Here is a 17,887-nt window from a genome sequence, read left to right as displayed (position 1 = left end):
TGTAGTGCTTCATGATTAATCCTTCATAGTAAACCTGTATGGCGACGATTCTCGCCGCCAACATCTACTATGAAAACAGTCACTAAACCATAAAAAGTTTACCCTCTTATTTCAATGACAATAGTGAATTATAACAATACAAACAGGTCGGATAACTTTTGGTGGGTTTTGAACTTAAAATACCCTGTATAGTAAACCGATTGTGGCAGTCTTGAAGAACCATCTATTGTACCTGTAGTACGTATACAAAAATTTTTGTAACATTTCTCCTGTCACATGTATTGTTAATCTTATTTTGAGGTGATTCTCTTATGGAAGCCATGATTGAACGGTGTGCAGGCCTAGATGTACACCAAGAAGCTGTAGTAGCTTGTGTTTTATTTGGCCCTTTGAACAAAAGATCAAAAAAAGAAATTCAAACCTTTTCGACTACGACCCATTGACTTTTGTCATTAAACGATTGGTTATCTTTTCACCAAGTGACCGATGTCGTAATGGAAAGCACCGGAGTCTACTGGAAACCGATATGGAACATTCTTGAAGATGTCTTCCATAGCTGGGCTAGTTATTTTATTTCTCACTGCAACCAGTCGTTTGTTTTTGGAGGTTCAACTCCCAAGTGATATTGCTGCCGGTTATGTATTCGGCGGAGTCTTGTTAGGTCTAAATATTCTTCTGTTTGAGATATTACGTTTACTGAGAAGCATGGATGATCAACCGAATAGGAAGCGGGGAAAAGGAGAGGTTTAACTAAAAGAATCACTCAAATAGTCTTTATGAAATGTTGAAGATCCTATTAACACAATTGAAGCAGGTGCAAAATCTCAATCACTTGATAGAACGATCATCAATAAAGCAGCAGATATAGTTCCATCCTAATATTTGTGTTCTTTCGATACAAATTGTAGCTTAGATTATTATTTACATCTGCAACTAGAAGCATTTCTTTTATTTATCATAAGTTGATTGTAGATATCCATGGATGGTAAGTAAGGAGAAATATACGAGGTGAATATGTATGAAAAGATTAAATAAAGCAAAGATATTTCAATTTTTAAAAATCATTTTTCCGTTGATTTTATTAGGCCTAGCAAACTTTGAAATAAAAAAATTTACTGGAAATATAAATATTCAATTGCTTAGCCAAGAAGTAGGTCAGTTGCAATATGCTAGGATGCTCTTGATTCTTTTCATTACTTTTAGTGCCATTTTTCCTATGATATTTTATGATGTATTTTTAGTGAAAATAATAGGAATTAAAGTTCCTATAAAAGAGTTGGTGATAAAGTCTTTTATTGCTAATACCTTTTCAAACTTAATTGGTTTTGGAGGTCTCATTGGCGCTACGCTGAGAACCTATTTCTATAATGAATATGAGGTTGACAGAAAAAAACTAATGAAGAAAATTGCTTCTGTTTCTCTTTTTTACCTTACTGGTATCTCTTTGCTTTCCTGGATTGTACTTGTTGGTTGTAGGAATTACCCTCTTTTTCAAGATACAAGATGGCTTTTTTTGGCAGTTGTGGCGGTAGGTATGTATCTACCAATTTTTATCATTGTCCATATAATTCAACGCAAAAAAGCTACTGGTTCAGTTATCGATTTTGGAATTGCAATAAGACTACTCCTTGTTTCTTTACTGGAATGGATATGCGCTTTCTTTGTTATTTGGTTATTATGTATGATTATGAGCATACCTATTGATTTTGACGATCTCATCCCTGTTTTTATCGTTGCTTCATGTGCTGGTATTATTAGTATGATTCCTGGGGGCTTTGGATCTTTTGACTTGGTTTTCATTTGGGGAACACAGTCACTGGGTGTTCCGGATGAGAAAGTGCTAGCCCTACTGCTATTTTATCGTATAGGCTATTTTATCCTGCCATTTTTAGTAGGAGTAGTTCTTTTCATCAAAGGGTTCTGGGACAAATGGAATAAATCATGGAACAATGTACCCAATATAGTCATAGTGAGGGCAAGCCATGTACTTTTAACCTTTTTGGTATTTCTTTCAGGACTTATTTTGCTTCTTTCAGCAGCAGTACCGGGAATTATAGGAAGGTTACAAATAGCTCAAGAATTTTTATCCTTACCGATCATGAATATATCTCATCAGCTCTCTGTTGCAACAGGTTTCACTCTGCTCGGTTTATCCCGAGGTATTCAGTACAAGGAGAAACGGTCATACCCTCTAACTATGATTGTATTATTTTTTGCTGCCTTATTTTCTTTCTTTAAAGGATTCGATTATGAGGAGGCATTGTATCTTCTGATTGTGATCGTACTCTTGAGAATTTCAAAAAAACATTTTTACAGAGAAAATTTTGTATTGAGCTGGGGCAAAACTATTTTTGATATAGCTGTGATAGTCATGATTACCTTCATGTATATTTTAATCGGTTATCTAAATTTGCCTTCCTCTAAATTGAAAGTGAATCCAAAGCTATCGCCATTTGTGATTAAAGACTATCATGATTTATTTAATAGTGCTTTAATTGGCTTGCTTATCACTTTGTCTCTTTTTACCGTAGGTTATTTATTAAGACGGGATAAAAAATGGGGTATGGAAACATCACGTACTCAGGAAGAGGAAATTATTGACCACTTAGATAGATTCAACGGAACGGTTCTAACACATTTAGTTTTTTTACATGATAAATATATTTATTGGAATAAAAAACACAATGTAATGTTTTCTTATCAAATATTTGCGGACAAGCTAGTGGTTCTTGGAGATCCTATTGGAGAGCGCGATGAATTGCCTCTTGCAATAGAAGAATTTCGAGAAACATCCGATCTTCATGGATTTACTCCTGTTTTTTATGAGGTCAGCAATGCCATGCTCCCTTATCTGCACGAAAATGGTTATGACTTTTTCAAGCTCGGTGAGGAGGCCTACGTAGATTTAGACAGTTTTTCATTTAGTGGGAAAAAAATGAAAGGAGCCAGGGCAGTAAAAAACAAGTTCGAACGAGAGAATTATCAATTTGAGATTGTAACTCCCCCTTTTCATAAAGATTTCATGAATGAGCTTAGGGGAATATCAAATGAATGGCTTCAAGGAAGAACGGAAAAAGGTTTTTCCCTCGGTTTTTTTGATGAGGATTACCTCAATAAAGCCGAGATTGCCATTGTTAAAGCTGAAGGAAAGAGGATCCTTGGATTTGTAAACATTATGCCGGTTTATGATCAAAAACAAACGATCTCTTTGGACTTGATGCGATTTAGAAAGGATGCACCTTCTGGAACGATGGATTTTGTTTTTCTATCATTATTTGAATGGGCAAAAGAAGAAGGGTATCAATACTTTAATATAGGAATGGCACCTTTATCTAATGTTGGGCTTTCAAAGTATTCATTTTTAAGTGAAAAAATGGCTTCCCAAATATTTTTGCATGGTCAATTTCTCTATTCTTTTCATGGCTTAAGAAAATTTAAAGAAAAATATGCCGATACATGGCAACCTAAATATTTAGCTTATCGAAAAAAAACTTCTTTGCCTTTTACTATGACACAAATCACCTTATTGATTGGCAAGAAAAGAACAAAATGCGACACTAGTCATTCTTTTACTTCTGAGAAAAAAGGTTGATGGATATTGTAGTCTGCCCTTACATTGGAAAGGATGTAATAGCTGTCCTAGTTTTTAGGATATATTGTTACAATCATTTAAATGGACAAGAACTACTTTGCCACCGGACAAGATGGAAATGGTTCTTAATTCTGAAAATGAATAAAGTTTGTGACCAACCACTCTTGCTAGAGCAGTTGCCCCTCACGTTACAGAGTGGGGGTACAAGGGAATTCGATGAACCGCCTAAGGAAGTTATATTTAAGAATATGATAAGATCGAGAGGGTCGGCAAAGTAAATAAAGATGAAGTTATACAAGTAAATGTAAAATGGGATGACCTTAGGGAATCATTTGAAATCATTCGAATCAACTCCTAAGTCATGAGAACAAAAAAAGATGGATTAATTAGATATCCATCTTTTTAGTGACTGAAAATGTCCACCTAGCCCCTTTTAATGCTGATCTTCAAACAAAGGTTTTACTTGAAATTCTTGTTCAACGTGGCTCGTCATTAAGTCATACACTTTAGCTTCCAATTCATCAACATCATCTTCTTCAAGATTGCTATGTGGTTGAGGATGGAACCACTGAATTTCTTCATTATGAAAAATTCCTTGGTAATTATCGCCTTCATAGTTTAGCTCAAATTGATGACGCTCATGAACTTGATCTTCAAACAAAGGTTTTACTTTAAAATCTTGATAGATATGGTGTGTCATTAAGTCATGTACTTTGGATTCTAGATCGACAAGTTCCTCTTTTTCTAGCTGTTGTTTAGGCTGAGGATGCAGCCATTGAATGTCCTCATTATGGAAAATGCCTTGATAATTAGTTCCATAAAAGTTTAGCGCAAACTTATGGCGTTCAGCGGATTGATCTTTAAATGAAGGTTTCACATTAAAATCCTGATCCACGTGACTTGTTAATAATTTGTACACTTTGTCTTCTAAATCTTTAATGTTGGATTCATCCAACTTAGTATTAGGTTTAGGGTTAAGCCACTGAATTTCTCCTTCGTGGAAAATTCCTTGAAACGTATTCTCATCATAAGTTAGGGTGAAATGTGGGCGTTCGTGAATTTGATCGTAAAATAATGATTTTACATTAAAATCTTGTACCATATTCAAAACCTCCTAAAGTAATTCCTTATAATACTTTTTCCTAAATAGATTTAAATTAAACACGATCTTGTTTTGCAGCAATTATGAGGAAGGAATAAAAGTTTTCCCTAATCGACATCGTGGTTATTACAATCTTTCCTGCACTGGTCAATTTTTAAAATTTTTCCGGTTGATGCATCAATATCCATATCAAATTCTGTATCTTGCTTTACAATAGAAACCTCGTATTTAATAATTCCATGATCTTTAAAGGTTTGAGTGTTCGTTACTAGACCACCTTTTGATGTGTCTAAGGCAATTACTTTTGCTGTTAATTCATTGATCGTTTGTACTTGTGCATTTGTTGGTTTCGCTACTGGTTGGTTATCAAGCATTGAATGAGCTCCTAGACCAACTGTGATCAATGCACTATATATAATTATTTTCATTAGGTTCATTCTTGATAACCGCCTCGTATTGTTGATATTTGTATCATACCCAAAAGAGTTTAAAGAAAAAGAAGAGGAACCTTAAAATTTCCTTAGAAAAGTAAAAGAATATAAAGAGATTATTTAGATGGGATATTTATTAGGTAACGATTGGGTGCTATCAGGAAAGAAAATTTAAACGTAAGGGGATTATATTGAATACTACATTAATACATTATTTGGTATAGCATTCAAAGAATTTTGGAAGATCGTATGATAATAACCTTGGAATATGTAGGTGTGGGAAATTTCGTTATTATTTTCAGTGGTTTTCCCGCATTCCCTTTTTCTTATTCAATATGCTCGTGGAAAAATATTAAAAAAACAATTTATACGTCAAAGTGATTATGTGGATGGTAGTAGGTAGTAATTGTGAATATTATTTTTTTCGATATCACGATGTCCGATTCGTTAAGAAATTTGGACTTCATGTTGAAACTTCCATCATTACTTTTGCTTTCATTAGAGTATTTGTAGGTGTATTTGATCGATATTTGCAAACTAAAAAGTAGCGGTAGTTTCGCTCTGTTTTTTTATCACGATAATAATTAGTTCGAAAACAGGACAACCTTAAAATGGATGTCCCGTTTTTAATATTGAAAAACAGCCGGATTAAAAGATATCAACCTGAATAACTGTATCTGTCACATTTGTACCAGCACTTGTCGCTACTTTTAATGACAGACTGTCTCCTGCCTGAAAAGATGTAGAAGTAGTATTGTTGATGTTAGAAGTTTGCGTACCAGATAATGAAACGAAAAGTGGTGTATCAATCCCATTTTTTCGAATGGTCCATGTATCTGTATTAGAAACCCCTGGTCCTGTTAAGGACCGTATATTTAATGCTTTTAAAAGACATTTTTGACTGAGCCGGATAAAGATTTCAGTGGTTGTAACAGAAGCCGATCCCGGTCGATAAAAACGAGTAGTTCCTTTGGGTATGGTACCAGGATCGCTCCAAATAATCGTAGAAGGCTGTAAAACAGTAGAGAATCCCAAATTATTAGCATTTGAATTGTATAAATTTGAAGTACCGATGCTTATTGTCCCGGCTGTTTGAGAAATATCGGCTGTAATTCCTTGGATCGTTGATGCACGTACAACTAGCTGTGATCCGGATTGATTCACTTCAACACCGATATATGAACCGCTTCCGCCTGCACTCGTTATTAAAAAATTATTGTCCTACAATTAAATCGATGTGCATTTGTATTAACTAATAATACTCGTTTTGTACCTAAGCCAGCTGACTTTACTGTTATTACTGAAGCTCTAACAGCATCTACATTATCTAAAGGGTTTCCTGTGCCAAATGAATGAACGCCATAAACATTAGATGTACCTGTCGTCAAAGCAGTGGAGTTATCTACTGTGATAGATGTGGATCGTAATTTAGCTGTTTGTGAAGTTGTTCCGGGAAAAGCCACGCCAACTAATTGAACATGATTTGCTGAAGTTAAAAGCAAGTTAACATCCTCTACTCTTGAATTCTCACCCATGGTTAATAAAGTTGTATTAGTCGTTACATTTTGTTGACGAATCGTTAAAGTTAATAAACTAACACCCCTTAAGGAACAACCCGAAGGCATGACCACCTTTTCGTCGTAAATTCCTGGATAAACGAGAATTGTGATCCCAGTAGCACCTGATGTATGAATGGCTGATATTGCGCCATTAATTGTATGAAAGGGATTTCCTCCAATAGATCCTTTAGAATCATCCCCTGATTTAGTCACTATGGCTGTGTTAGGTCTAGGTATAAATAATTCCAATATCCCTGTTGACATGACTTATTCTCCTAACTTTTAGAACCTCAAAGGACTTTTTAAGAGGCATTCTATTTAATTTCAAATAAATACCCATAGTCTTTTTTAGATTTCTAAAACCTCCTAATCTTTATTCAGTCTTATAAATTTTAGATTAATTGGAACCCCTCCATAGAAAAAGTTCCTTGAATCAAGCTAATTAAGCGGCGATCGTATTACAGTGATCCACAAATAAAAATTCCAAAAATACATATTCATAATCTATTAGATGCAAAGTCTCGTAATTTGCAACGGATAAATATCATGGTAGATTATATTTATTTTCATTGATTCAAGGGTTCCGTCGTAAAAATACTCATAGAACGATTTGGCAACAAAATACTACGCTCATTATATATTGGTTACATTTATTGGGTAAAAACACATTAAATTGATAGGGAATTTTCTTTTTGTTAGCAGTTGTAATGTGTATAAAATAGGATAAAGCTGGAATTTTAGAGGCAGTGAAAAATAATTTATTTACTGAAATGAATGTTATGATGAATGGAAATATTAGTATTCAGTAATAAACAGAAAGGCTGATATATATGGAATGTACAATTCGCCGAATGCAAAAGGAAGACATAAAGCAGGTTCAACAAGTCGCAAAAACAAGTTGGCAGACTACTTATGAAGGCATCATCCCCTACGAAATTCAAGAAAGTTTCTTAAATTCCGCTTACAATGATGAGATGATGCAAGTACGTTTAGAGCAATCTAGTATTTTTATTTCAGAAGTTAAAGGGGAAATCATGGGCTTTGCAAACTTCTCTCCGGTAAAAGAGAGAGGAGAAACGGAGCTTGGAGCCATTTATCCCGCTTTAACGGGCAGTAAGTCCCCCCACCTAGGCTAAGAGGAATCGAAGAAGCATAGGTGGGGAATAACTGCCCGTAAAAGCCCGATTGGTTCAACTAACAATCAGTGGGGGATGAAGAACCCCCCACTGATTGAAGTTTCACTTTATTTATTGCCTGAATATCAAGGGAAAGGAATAGGTACAGCTATGGAAAAAGAGGGCATAAAAAACTTAGAAGGTGTCAAAGCCGTTTTTATCAACGTAGAAAAAGAGAATAAAATTGCCACAACCTTTTACAAGGCTAAAGGGTTTGAAGTTGTCTCAGAATTTGATGATAACTTTGATGGTCATCTATTAAAAACAGTTAGAATGGTCTTAAAAACGTGTAAAGTCTGCTTAAAATTGAACTATAGGCTGTCAACCTTCAGGCAGCCTATAGTTATTGTCAACGTTTATATATTGTGAAATATTGGTTCTCTACAATGATGGTATTTAGAAATCGACCCATGTTTTCTCGCGTTTGTCGCGTCGCGGTTTCGGTTGCATATATCATGACAAATAAGCTCCATTTTAATAAGGGTTGTTTTCTTATCAAAGAGCATTCATGTTATAAATGTATACATCAAACAAGCTTCTTTTTAAGCGGGATAGTAGATCGTCATGCTTAATCGTGTTAATGTTTCCCCTGAATTATGGTAGCTATGAGGTCTGTCAGCTTTGAATCTGATAGAATCACCACTACTTACTGTATATTTAATGTTATTGACATTGATAGTTAATTCTCCATCAAAGACGGTTAAAAATTCCTCAGTACCGTCGCCGTGCGAATTAGCACTTAGAAATCCACCTTTTTCGATCTCGATTGAATAAACTTCGAAGCGTCTATCTTCTTGAAAGGAGAAATAGGGGTACACTCGATACTTCCCGTTATCTTCAGATAGTGCTTGAACTTCGCTTTTTAAAATAACTTTTGTATCTGGCTGCGGATTATTGATTAGCGATGAAAATGAGATCTTTAAGCCATGTGCAATTTTCCAGATTGTTGTTATCGTCGGACTTGACTCGCCTCTTTCAATTTGACCAATCATTGTTTTACTTACTCCAGTTAAATCTGCGACCTTCTCAAGGCTTAATTTTTTCTCATCTCTTAAAGCTTTTAAGTTTTTTGCAATAATAAGATTTATTTCCTCCATGAAATTCACCTCCTGTATTTACAATATAACGATTGTATCGTACACTATAAAGTAAATCTTTATAGTGTCTATTACAGTCATTATAACATACGTTTTGGAGGGGCAAAATTATGCCATTATTATCGTTTATGCTTTATGTTTTTATTTCAAGCTTTACTCCAGGTCCTAATAATATTATGGCCATGTTATTTGCTAATAAATCTGGGTTTAAAAAGACACTTAGGTTTTGTGTAGGTGTTGGTGCGGGCTTCTTTGTCATCATGTTATTGAGCAGTTATTTTAATCTTTTGCTTAAAAACTTCATACCGAAAATCGAATTTGCGATGACGATTCTAGCCGCCGTTTATATGGTCTATCTGGCTATAAAAATTGTAATGAGTAAAAATCATGATAAAGACAATGAAGACGATAAGCATAACAGTTTTTTCTCAGGTATGGTTTTACAATTCGTAAACCCAAAAGGTATTTTATACGGTATAACGGCCATATCAACTTTTATTCTTCCTTATCACAGTTCTAATTTCAGCTTACTAGCTTTTTCAATATTACTGGCTTTTGTTGGTTTTCTTAGTACAGTGTGTTGGAGTATGTTCGGTTCTCTCTTTCAAATATTCCTAACTAAGTATAGAAGTCAGTTTAATCTGGTAATGGCTTTGTTATTGGTTTATAGTGCAGTATCGATTCTTGTAGAATAATTATAGGTTGCTTATAAGGAGCTTATGTTAAAGGGTTGCTGTGGCAACTCTTTTTTTATTGAACGTTGAAAAATGTTATAGGTTATAATTGGAAAAAACAGCGTAGTTAAAGTAGAAAGAACTTATGATGTATAAGATGATGAGTTAATCCTTGTCTATAACAAAAGTTATGTAAAATAAAAAATACAAAGGGGAGGAAGAGATGAAAAACATTCGTTGTGGGGGAAACTATTATTTGGGGCAGGGTATTTATTTTTTATGTTTGGCCTTGCTCCTATAACCGGTGTATTAAAATATTCCGCATTAACGCCAAGTTGAGTAGTAGCAATTTTCTGGAAAATGAGAGTGCTTAATATGGATTGTTAAGGTATGAAGACCTCACTAGACAATTAATAATTAACATAAATAGCGAATCTAGCTTCTTTACCTGTAGAAATAGAAAAGAAGTATTGGGAATCTGTAATTTTGAGGAGATGCTTACATATGGAAAGTGGTTCTGTGCTAAAAGAACTGTTATATGATTTAGAAGTACAATTACTAACACCAGAAATTCGTCAATCTAAAATAGAACTTGAGAAGTTATTGGCAGATGATTTTATTGAGTTTACAAGCTCTGGTAAGAAGAAGAATAAACAGGATTGTCTCGATGGTCTTGCTACACAGCTGATGTATGTATTGAACTTTGAGATCAAACTATTATCGTCAGATTCAGTGTTAACCATGTATGATTTGAAAGATGAAACGAGAATGAAAGAAAGTTTAAGGAGCTCGGTATGGAAACAGATAGATGGTAGATGGCAGATGGTTTTTCATCAAGGTACGATAGAAAGTTCGGAATGATAAATTAGTTAATCGTGTATACAATTTCTCCTAATACATATGGATATAAAAAAAATAAGAGATTGCCCCATAAAGAAAGGATCAGGCCCCACATTTACTACATCATTTACTTGATACAATAAATAATGTTTAGCGTGTGAAATCAGATCCTTTTTTGGTACAACCACTTATATTTTTGTTTTGATCAGCTTGACGGCTGTTTCGACAATGCTTTCGCGTGAAGAGACCGCTTTTGCCAAGCCATCGTAATGAATAATGTAATGACCAAGAGAACAAGCCCTAAAATGAATGGATACGTAATATGCACATCATACATCAATCCGGCAAGGGTTGGTCCAAGCACATTCCCAATGCTCATATATGCGTTATTCATTCCCATCGCAAAGCCTTGTTCGTTCCCTGCCATCTTAGAAATCAGTGTGTTTAGGACTGGTCTGAGGATGGAGGTAGAAAGGAAGATGATGAGAGAAATTCCAAAGAAAAGCGCATAACTAGAAGCAAAGAGTGAAAGTAGAAATCCGATGGCTGCGATGCCGATAAAAATATTTAATACAGAAACTTCTCCAAAACGACGAACTACCCGATCCACGACAAAAAGCTGAACGATTACGCTAACGATCCCAGTAGCTGTAATCATCGTGGCAATTTCCTGAGGTGTCGCACTAAATTGATTGTCGAGATACAGACCAATTATGGATTCATAGGCCATTAACCCAAAGCTCAGCACGAGGGTAATAATAAGCGGAATAAAATATGGCTTCTTAACAGACGTGGCAATTTGGCGAAGCATTGATTCTTCTTCTGCCATTTCCGTAGCTTGTGCTACTTCTTTCGTTTCACTTTCCTTTAAAACAAAAATTGAAAACACGACAGCAGCAAGTGATACAAGTGCAGAAATTAAAAATGGAACCTTTAAACCAAAGTCAGCTAAAAATCCACCAATCCCTGGTCCAACGACAATTCCTAGTGACATGGCCGCAGATACTAAACTATTGCCCTTTGCTCGCTGATCGAATGTCGTAATATCGGCTACATAAGCAAATATAGCTGGCACAAGTAATGCAGCACCAATTCCGCCGACAACACGAGAAGCATATAGCAGCCAAATGGAATTAACGGCATAGAAGATAAACATGGACAGCGTCAAGCCAACTAGTCCGTAGATAATCATCTTTCTACGACCGTATTGATCCGTCCATTTTCCCGCAATCGGAGAAAAAATAAGTTGAGCTCCTGCGAAAATTGCAATCATAAGTCCGGCAGCAGTTCCACCTTGATTAATGGATGCTAAGTATGCTGGTAAAATGGGAATAATAATTCCGAAACTTCCTATTGCTATAAACATATTGATCATAAGAACGATCATCTTTTTACGTTGTTCTGTTGACATATATTGCCTCTCTTTCTACAGTTACTCAAACCAACCATTTAATTGGCATGATTCATTTTGGCACGCTCCCTATCTTATAGTTTTTGATGGATCGTTGTCAATTAGAAAGGATTGTATAACATGGATAATTCAGGCGACTGTATTTCGTAAGGAGCCGACCTCACACTCTCAATCAGTTTGTAGTGTTTCATCCACCGTATTTAGTTGTTACGGGGTCTGACTCCTACACTTTGGTAACCCCTTTCAAAGGAATCGTTTACTATATTGCGATGGTGTAAATGTTGTCGTTTTTTTAAATACTCTACTAAAATAATTGAGATCATTGAATCCGACCATAAAAGCAATTTCTGTAATCGATACATTTCCTCTTTGGAGGTATAACTTAGCTTCTTCCACCCTTTTTTGATTCATATAATCGATGATATTCTTAGTCGTCTCTGACTTGAATTTGCGAGAAAGATGGGAAGGATTCACGTGTAAAGTAGCAGCGAGATCATGAAGTGTTAAAGGGTTTTCTAAGTGTAAATGAATATAATCAACTGCCTTTTTGACGATGAAGCTATAATTACGTGTTGAAAATGTTTGGACAAGTTCACAATATTCATTAATCATCACGATGCCCAATTTTTTTAAATGAGGTAGATTCGGTGCTCTTTCAATCAGGATAGCAAATTTTTCTGAAATAGTATGAATATAAATGGGATGTACTCCTCCTCTTTCAGCAGCTTTTCTACAAATCGTGTTCATAACCAAAGTTATATTTTTTGCCGATCTAATCGGACTTTCGGGGATTCTATCTGAAATATGTAAGAGACTATTACTTTCATTTGCAATCCGAGCGATTTCTTCTTTGTCTCCTTTGGCAATCGCATCCATTACTCTCTTCTCAAATTGATATCTAGCCTCGATCATCGTTTTACTTTCAGCAATATTGGTTTTTAGTTGCTCTTTATTTAGTGGTGGGGTGATGATTTCAGAGGTTATGAGTTGTGAATCAATATGTTTATGGAGACACATATTAACAAGTAAATCGCCGATGCTATTAGAATCCATACTACTAATAACGGTTAAGGATGTATAGAATTCTTCGAGCTGTTTTCGTTCACTAACAGGCAGCTTGTTTTTAGATAAAATATCACTAATAAATCCAATACTAGGAATACTTGAAATAAAAGGACCTATTAATACGGAACCATAAAATATGCTATTTCTCCAAATACCAGCTGCAATATACTCAAGGCCAAACGAATTTACATGATAATAGTAGCTATTTGTTTCATTCTTTCTTAGTGTCTCATTAATTGTAAAATACTCATTGTTGCTGTTTTGTAGTACAGCGGGAATATGATGATTAACGAGCTGTAAAGTAGCATTCCCGTCTTTATCAATTAACCGAACATCCATTTTAGTAATCGCATTTATTATCGTACATTTTTTATTGAAATCATTAAAATACAATCTTGATTCCTCTGACATATAATCACCTCTTCGATGGATTCTTTCAACTAGTATATCTGTAAATATGTAAAAAAAAGTTGTTTTTGTACTAATTATATCAATATAATACGATAATAAATATTAACCTTACAATATAATTAACGTAAGAATACGGAATTAGTCATGAAGGTACTTATAGTTGATAGTCGTTTTATCTGAAATGTAATCGTTCCCATATATAAAAAGATAAATTTAGGAGGAATTACAATGAGAAAAATTATTAATATGAATGATGAATGGAAATTTATAAAGCAAGATGAAGGACAAGCAATGGACCAAGCTTATAATGATGAAAGCTGGGAAGTTGTTCATGTACCCCACACATGGAACGCTATTGATGGAGCAAATGGCTTTGATTTTTATAAAGGGGCTTGTTGGTATCGAAAAGAGTTTGTCGTAGATACATTAGCAAAAGGGAACAAAGTATATATCGAGTTCAACGGCTCTAACAGTATTACGGATGTCTATATGAATGGTCAACATCTGGGACAACATAAAGGTGGTTATTCTACTTTTAGATTTGATATTAGTGATGTTACTCAATTTGGAACGAAGAACACGCTAGCTGTAAAGGTAGATAATACTGTTGTTGATGATGTCTATCCACAAATGGCCGATTTTACCTTTTACGGTGGAATCTATCGTGATGTAAATGTAGTGATTGCTAATCATCTTCACTTTGATTTGATGGACTATGGTTCACAAGGAATCTATGTCATTCAAGAAGAAGTAAACGAAGAGAAGGCTTCATTAACGATTAAATCTAAAGTAGTCAATGATCATGAGGAAGAAAAGAAAGTAAGACTGTGGGTCGATTTAGTAGATGCACAAGGAAAAACAGTAGCTTATGCTGCAAAAGAAGTCGTGCTAGCTTCACGTGAAACAAAAGAAGTTGAAGTACCAGTTGTAATCGAAAACCCAACATTATGGAATGGTAGAAAAAATGCGTATCTGTATGAAGCGAAAGTATCTTTGCAGAGCTTTAACGATATTGTAGATGAGCTATCGATTCCTTTCGGTGTAAGATATTTTGAAGTGGACGCTGAGAAAGGCTTCTTCTTAAATGGTGAACATCTTGCCTTAAATGGTGTTTCAAGACATCAAGATCGCAAAGATATGGGATGGGCAATTACTAAAAAAGAGCACGAAGAAGATATGGACTTAATTAAGGAGGTAGGAGCTACCTCAATTAGATTAGCTCACTATCAACATGACCAATATTTCTATGATTTATGTGATCAAGAAGGTATGGTTATTTGGGCAGAAATACCATTTATCTCTGTTATGTCAAAAACAGAATTAGAAGGTATTAATGCTAAACAGCAAATGATTGAATTAATTAGACAAAACTTTAACCATCCGTCAATTATGTTCTGGGGAATTCAAAATGAAATCCAAATTAGTGGCGAAAGACCAGAACTTAGAAAACTTGTGAAAGAATTAAATGAGCTAACGAAAAAAGAAGATCCGACAAGATTAACGACAATGGCGAATGTGATGTTCGTGCCAGATAAAGATGAATATAACTATATGACAGATATCGTTGGCTATAATAAATATTATGGTTGGTATCAAGGAAAAGCAGAAGATTTTGCCGGTTGGCTTGATGGATTTCATAAGACGAATCCTACGGTGAAATTAGGGATTTCAGAATACGGGGCAGAGGGTATTTTACAATATCATAGCAATGATCCGAAAGTAAAAGACTATACGGAAGAATACCATACGCTTTATCATGAAAAGGTTTGGAAAATTTTCTCGGAACGTCCTTACCTCTGGTCCACATATGTATGGAATATGTTTGATTTCGGTGCCAATATAAGAGATGAAGGCGGCGTTAAGGGAAGAAATAACAAAGGGTTAATCACATACGATCGTAAGATTAAAAAAGACGCGTTTTATATGTATAAAGCAAATTGGTCAGATGAAAAATTCGTGCATATTACAAGCAAACGCTATATCGATCGCGCTGATCGCACCATTTCTGTTAAAGTGTATTCGAATTGTGAGGAACTCACGCTTTATGTAAACGGCAAAGAATTAGAAACGAAATCAGGTCGTAGAATCTTTACTTTTGAACATATTGAATTACAAGATGGCATGAACGAGATCAAAGTTATTTCGAACCATGATGGTGTTGAATTACAAGATGTGGCTAAGTTTAACAAAGTGACAGAACCTAACCCAAGTTATGAGGCTCCTGAAGCGGAAACAGGTGGATTAGTAGCGAACTGGTTCCAAATGCCTGATCTAGGTGATGATGCAGAGGAAGTTGAAGAAATTCACATTACTGATGATGTGTATTCAACAGCTGACACATTTAAAGATCTTATGGAAAATGAAGAAGCGAAAGCTGTGCTTGAAAAGTATTTAGGTAATTTTGCAGAGCACCCAATGTTTGGGATGGCACAGGGAATGCAGTTGGATTTCATCGCATCTATGGACGAAGACTTGTTTAATGAAAAATTGATGTATCTACTTAATAAAGAACTAACACAAATTAAAAAATCATAATTGAAGCGCAATTACGAGTGGCAGATTCGTGGATCATCATCTGTAAGTAACAATACGCTCCTAGCAACGTAAAAGATGTGAATAAGTGGAAAAGGAGTTGCTTACATGGGCAACTCCTTTTCCACTTATACGAGATTTATCGCAATCGGCTTTCGACGCTCAAAAGTGAATATCGATGTAAAACCACATTGTATCGCCATATCAACAGCATCCTCAAAATTCGAACCAACGGCGTCCGCAAAATGAGAATCAGAACCGATTGTTAGAATTTCGCCGCCTAATTCTTTATAAAGTTGTACGATATTAATAGAAGGAAGAGCTTGCTTCAAGCTTCCTCTAAGTCCTGAAGTATTAATTTCAATGCCGATGTTTCGTTCGATCGCCTTCATTAAAATCGCTTCTAATATCTCTTTGTGATCTTCAAAATGATACATGCCAATCGTTTTGACGGCATAGCGTTTGAGTAAGTCTAAATGTGCAATCACATCTATATCTGCCCAACAAACCATCTTGTACACTTCTTCAAAATAGCTTTGATACGCTAAATAGGTATCCTTATTCTCCAAAAATCTACGTAATTTAAGGTTGTTAATATTATGTACAGACCCTAAGATGAAATCTAAATCCAATGGTGACAGTGCCGCTTCATATTCCTGTTTAAGCAGGTGTGGTTCACAAAGTTCAATGCCAACTTTGATAACCAAGTGGTTGCCGTATATTTCTTGACATTCCTTGATCTCGTTAAAATAATGTGTGAAATTCATATGACCATAAGTGGGAGCGAGGGGGTTAACCGAAAAGTGTTCTGTGAAACAAATTTCTCTGATTCCTTTCTCAATGGCGGTTTTACATACATCTTTCATGGAAGCGGTAGAATCAAACGAATGATTTGTATGGTGATGATAATCGATTAAACGCATAACAGGGCATCCTCTCCGTTCATGACTTTACTAAAGGTATAAATAATGATACATGATTCTAGCAAAAGAAACAGTACGTGGCAATGAAGGATTAACTAAGAAAGGCAGAATGCTTAAAAGTGAAAGCGTTCTGCCTTTCTTAGTTTTTAAAATTCATAATAACGACGAAGTAAATAAGAAATCCCTTTACAATGAGGGTGATTTCGAATGTTTTCTAGTAAGCCTTTTACAATAGCGGGAACTAATGTTGGTTCAAGTAGTTGTTGCTTTAGGAGGATTAACGATTCTTTTTCGATCGACTCCTCTATTTCTTCCATTTTTTGATCGATGATCTCGAGCAGCAGTTCCTTCGTTATCTTTTCATTCATTGGCTGGTTAATCATTTCGATCAGTTCTTGTGAAATAAATGGGATCGTGGTATGCCTTGCTAGTAAATTTGTTTTTTCCACAAGGGATTGAGACAGTAACTCCAGATCCAACGGTACGTTATAGAATAAAAATAATTCTAAATAAGTGCTCATAAAGCCTTTAATACAATAAATTAAATCATATTTGATCAGCTCGACTTCTTCCCTATATAGACGTTCAATCATCGATAAGATAATTTTCTCGTTTAATTGATTATAGTTATGCATTCTTTCGATCAGTACTTCATTAAATGACTGTATTTGCTCTTTAATAAGAATTTTGGCGAAATCAGAATGCTTATGAAACGTATAGAACATGGTGTAATAAAATTCGTATAAAAGCTTTTTATCATCATTTGTGTTTCTGACCGCATAGTCAATATCAGAAGTAATTTGCATCATAAAATGATCAATTAATGCTAAAATCAATTCGTCCTTTGACTTAAAAGATAAGTAAAAAGAACCCTTGGAAATCCCGCAATGTTCTGTTATTTGTTGAACAGAAGTGGCTTCAAAACCTTGTTTTGCAAAAAGATCTAACGCCTTTTCCATAATTAATTGTTTCTTAATCATTATTTATATCGCTCCTAGATACCCTATCGTTGACAAATGACTCACTAGTCATTATTATAAATAAATGAGCTTGATAAGTCAATTTAAGGTGGGTG

The 17,887-nt window shown here is 35.0% G+C and carries 13 protein-coding genes and 2 pseudogenes; 7 read left to right on the top strand and 8 right to left on the bottom strand.

The genetic code is table 11. From position 1 onward, the window contains the following. The first annotated feature begins 543 nt into the window (after positions 1-543). Entirely contained in the window at positions 544-750 is a 207-nt protein-coding gene (locus tag AC1MGI_RS00565) for a hypothetical protein (protein WP_480347745.1), read from the top strand. A gap of 268 nt (positions 751-1,018) precedes the next feature. Continuing rightward, positions 1,019-3,592, top strand: coding sequence for a bifunctional lysylphosphatidylglycerol flippase/synthetase MprF (mprF, locus tag AC1MGI_RS00560; RefSeq protein ID WP_480347743.1), 2,574 nt, complete (start codon positions 1,019-1,021; stop codon positions 3,590-3,592). Positions 3,593-4,025: 433 nt separating this feature from the next. Here the strand turns inward: mprF and AC1MGI_RS00555 are convergent, their stop codons facing one another. From AC1MGI_RS00555 to AC1MGI_RS00545, 3 genes and pseudogenes are all read right to left on the bottom strand, one after another. Then, positions 4,026-4,694, bottom strand: coding sequence for a DUF5342 family protein (locus tag AC1MGI_RS00555; protein ID WP_480347742.1), 669 nt, complete (start codon positions 4,692-4,694; stop codon positions 4,026-4,028). A gap of 107 nt (positions 4,695-4,801) precedes the next feature. Beyond that, positions 4,802-5,122, bottom strand: a complete 321-nt coding sequence (locus AC1MGI_RS00550; RefSeq protein ID WP_480347740.1) for a PepSY domain-containing protein — start codon at positions 5,120-5,122, stop codon at positions 4,802-4,804. 651 nt (positions 5,123-5,773) lie between these two features. Next, positions 5,774-6,948: pseudogene (locus tag AC1MGI_RS00545) on the bottom strand (hypothetical protein). Positions 6,949-7,514: 566 nt separating this feature from the next. On the opposite strand from AC1MGI_RS00545, the gene AC1MGI_RS00540 reads away from it, so the two are divergent. Together AC1MGI_RS00540 and AC1MGI_RS00535 are read left to right on the top strand one after the other, a co-directional pair. Continuing rightward, entirely contained in the window at positions 7,515-7,820 is a 306-nt protein-coding gene (locus AC1MGI_RS00540) for a hypothetical protein (RefSeq protein ID WP_480347738.1), read from the top strand. A gap of 108 nt (positions 7,821-7,928) precedes the next feature. Beyond that, a pseudogene (locus AC1MGI_RS00535) lies at positions 7,929-8,147 on the top strand (GNAT family N-acetyltransferase); the annotation flags it as partial. A 254-nt stretch (positions 8,148-8,401) separates the two neighbouring features. On the opposite strand, the gene AC1MGI_RS00530 reads toward AC1MGI_RS00535, so the two are convergent. Continuing rightward, positions 8,402-8,956 carry a helix-turn-helix domain-containing protein gene (locus AC1MGI_RS00530; RefSeq protein ID WP_480347736.1) on the bottom strand — a complete coding sequence of 185 codons (555 nt, stop codon included), beginning with the start codon at positions 8,954-8,956 and terminating at the stop codon, positions 8,402-8,404. 110 nt (positions 8,957-9,066) lie between these two features. Between AC1MGI_RS00530 and AC1MGI_RS00525 the strand changes: the two genes are divergently transcribed. Both AC1MGI_RS00525 and AC1MGI_RS00520 read left to right on the top strand, forming a co-directional pair. Then, positions 9,067-9,651, top strand: a complete 585-nt coding sequence (locus AC1MGI_RS00525; protein WP_480347734.1) for a LysE family transporter — start codon at positions 9,067-9,069, stop codon at positions 9,649-9,651. A gap of 483 nt (positions 9,652-10,134) precedes the next feature. Continuing rightward, on the top strand, positions 10,135-10,491 hold the full coding sequence (locus AC1MGI_RS00520) for a nuclear transport factor 2 family protein (protein WP_480347732.1): 357 nt from the start codon (positions 10,135-10,137) through the stop codon (positions 10,489-10,491). A gap of 184 nt (positions 10,492-10,675) precedes the next feature. Here AC1MGI_RS00520 and AC1MGI_RS00515 read toward each other — a convergent pair whose 3' ends face one another. Both AC1MGI_RS00515 and AC1MGI_RS00510 read right to left on the bottom strand, forming a co-directional pair. Next, complete coding sequence (locus AC1MGI_RS00515) at positions 10,676-11,881, bottom strand: MFS transporter (RefSeq protein WP_480347730.1); 1,206 nt, start codon at positions 11,879-11,881, stop codon at positions 10,676-10,678. Between the two features lie 243 nt (positions 11,882-12,124). Next, on the bottom strand, positions 12,125-13,357 hold the full coding sequence (locus AC1MGI_RS00510; RefSeq protein WP_480347728.1) for a helix-turn-helix domain-containing protein: 1,233 nt from the start codon (positions 13,355-13,357) through the stop codon (positions 12,125-12,127). Positions 13,358-13,585: 228 nt separating this feature from the next. Here AC1MGI_RS00510 and AC1MGI_RS00505 point away from each other — a divergent pair, with 228 nt between their 5' ends. Further along, complete coding sequence (locus AC1MGI_RS00505; RefSeq protein ID WP_480347727.1) at positions 13,586-15,892, top strand: glycoside hydrolase family 2 protein; 2,307 nt, start codon at positions 13,586-13,588, stop codon at positions 15,890-15,892. Positions 15,893-16,017: 125 nt separating this feature from the next. Here AC1MGI_RS00505 and AC1MGI_RS00500 read toward each other — a convergent pair whose 3' ends face one another. Together AC1MGI_RS00500 and AC1MGI_RS00495 are read right to left on the bottom strand one after the other, a co-directional pair. Continuing rightward, positions 16,018-16,812 (bottom strand): histidinol-phosphatase HisJ family protein, encoded by a 795-nt coding sequence (locus AC1MGI_RS00500; RefSeq protein WP_480347725.1) that lies wholly within the window; start codon positions 16,810-16,812, stop codon positions 16,018-16,020. 146 nt (positions 16,813-16,958) lie between these two features. Then, positions 16,959-17,792, bottom strand: coding sequence for a TetR/AcrR family transcriptional regulator (locus AC1MGI_RS00495; protein ID WP_480347723.1), 834 nt, complete (start codon positions 17,790-17,792; stop codon positions 16,959-16,961). Positions 17,793-17,887 lie beyond the last annotated feature (95 nt).

It is taken from the genome of Peribacillus sp. BM1, assembly GCF_056679975.1.
This window is presented reverse-complemented; position numbering and strand designations above follow the sequence as displayed.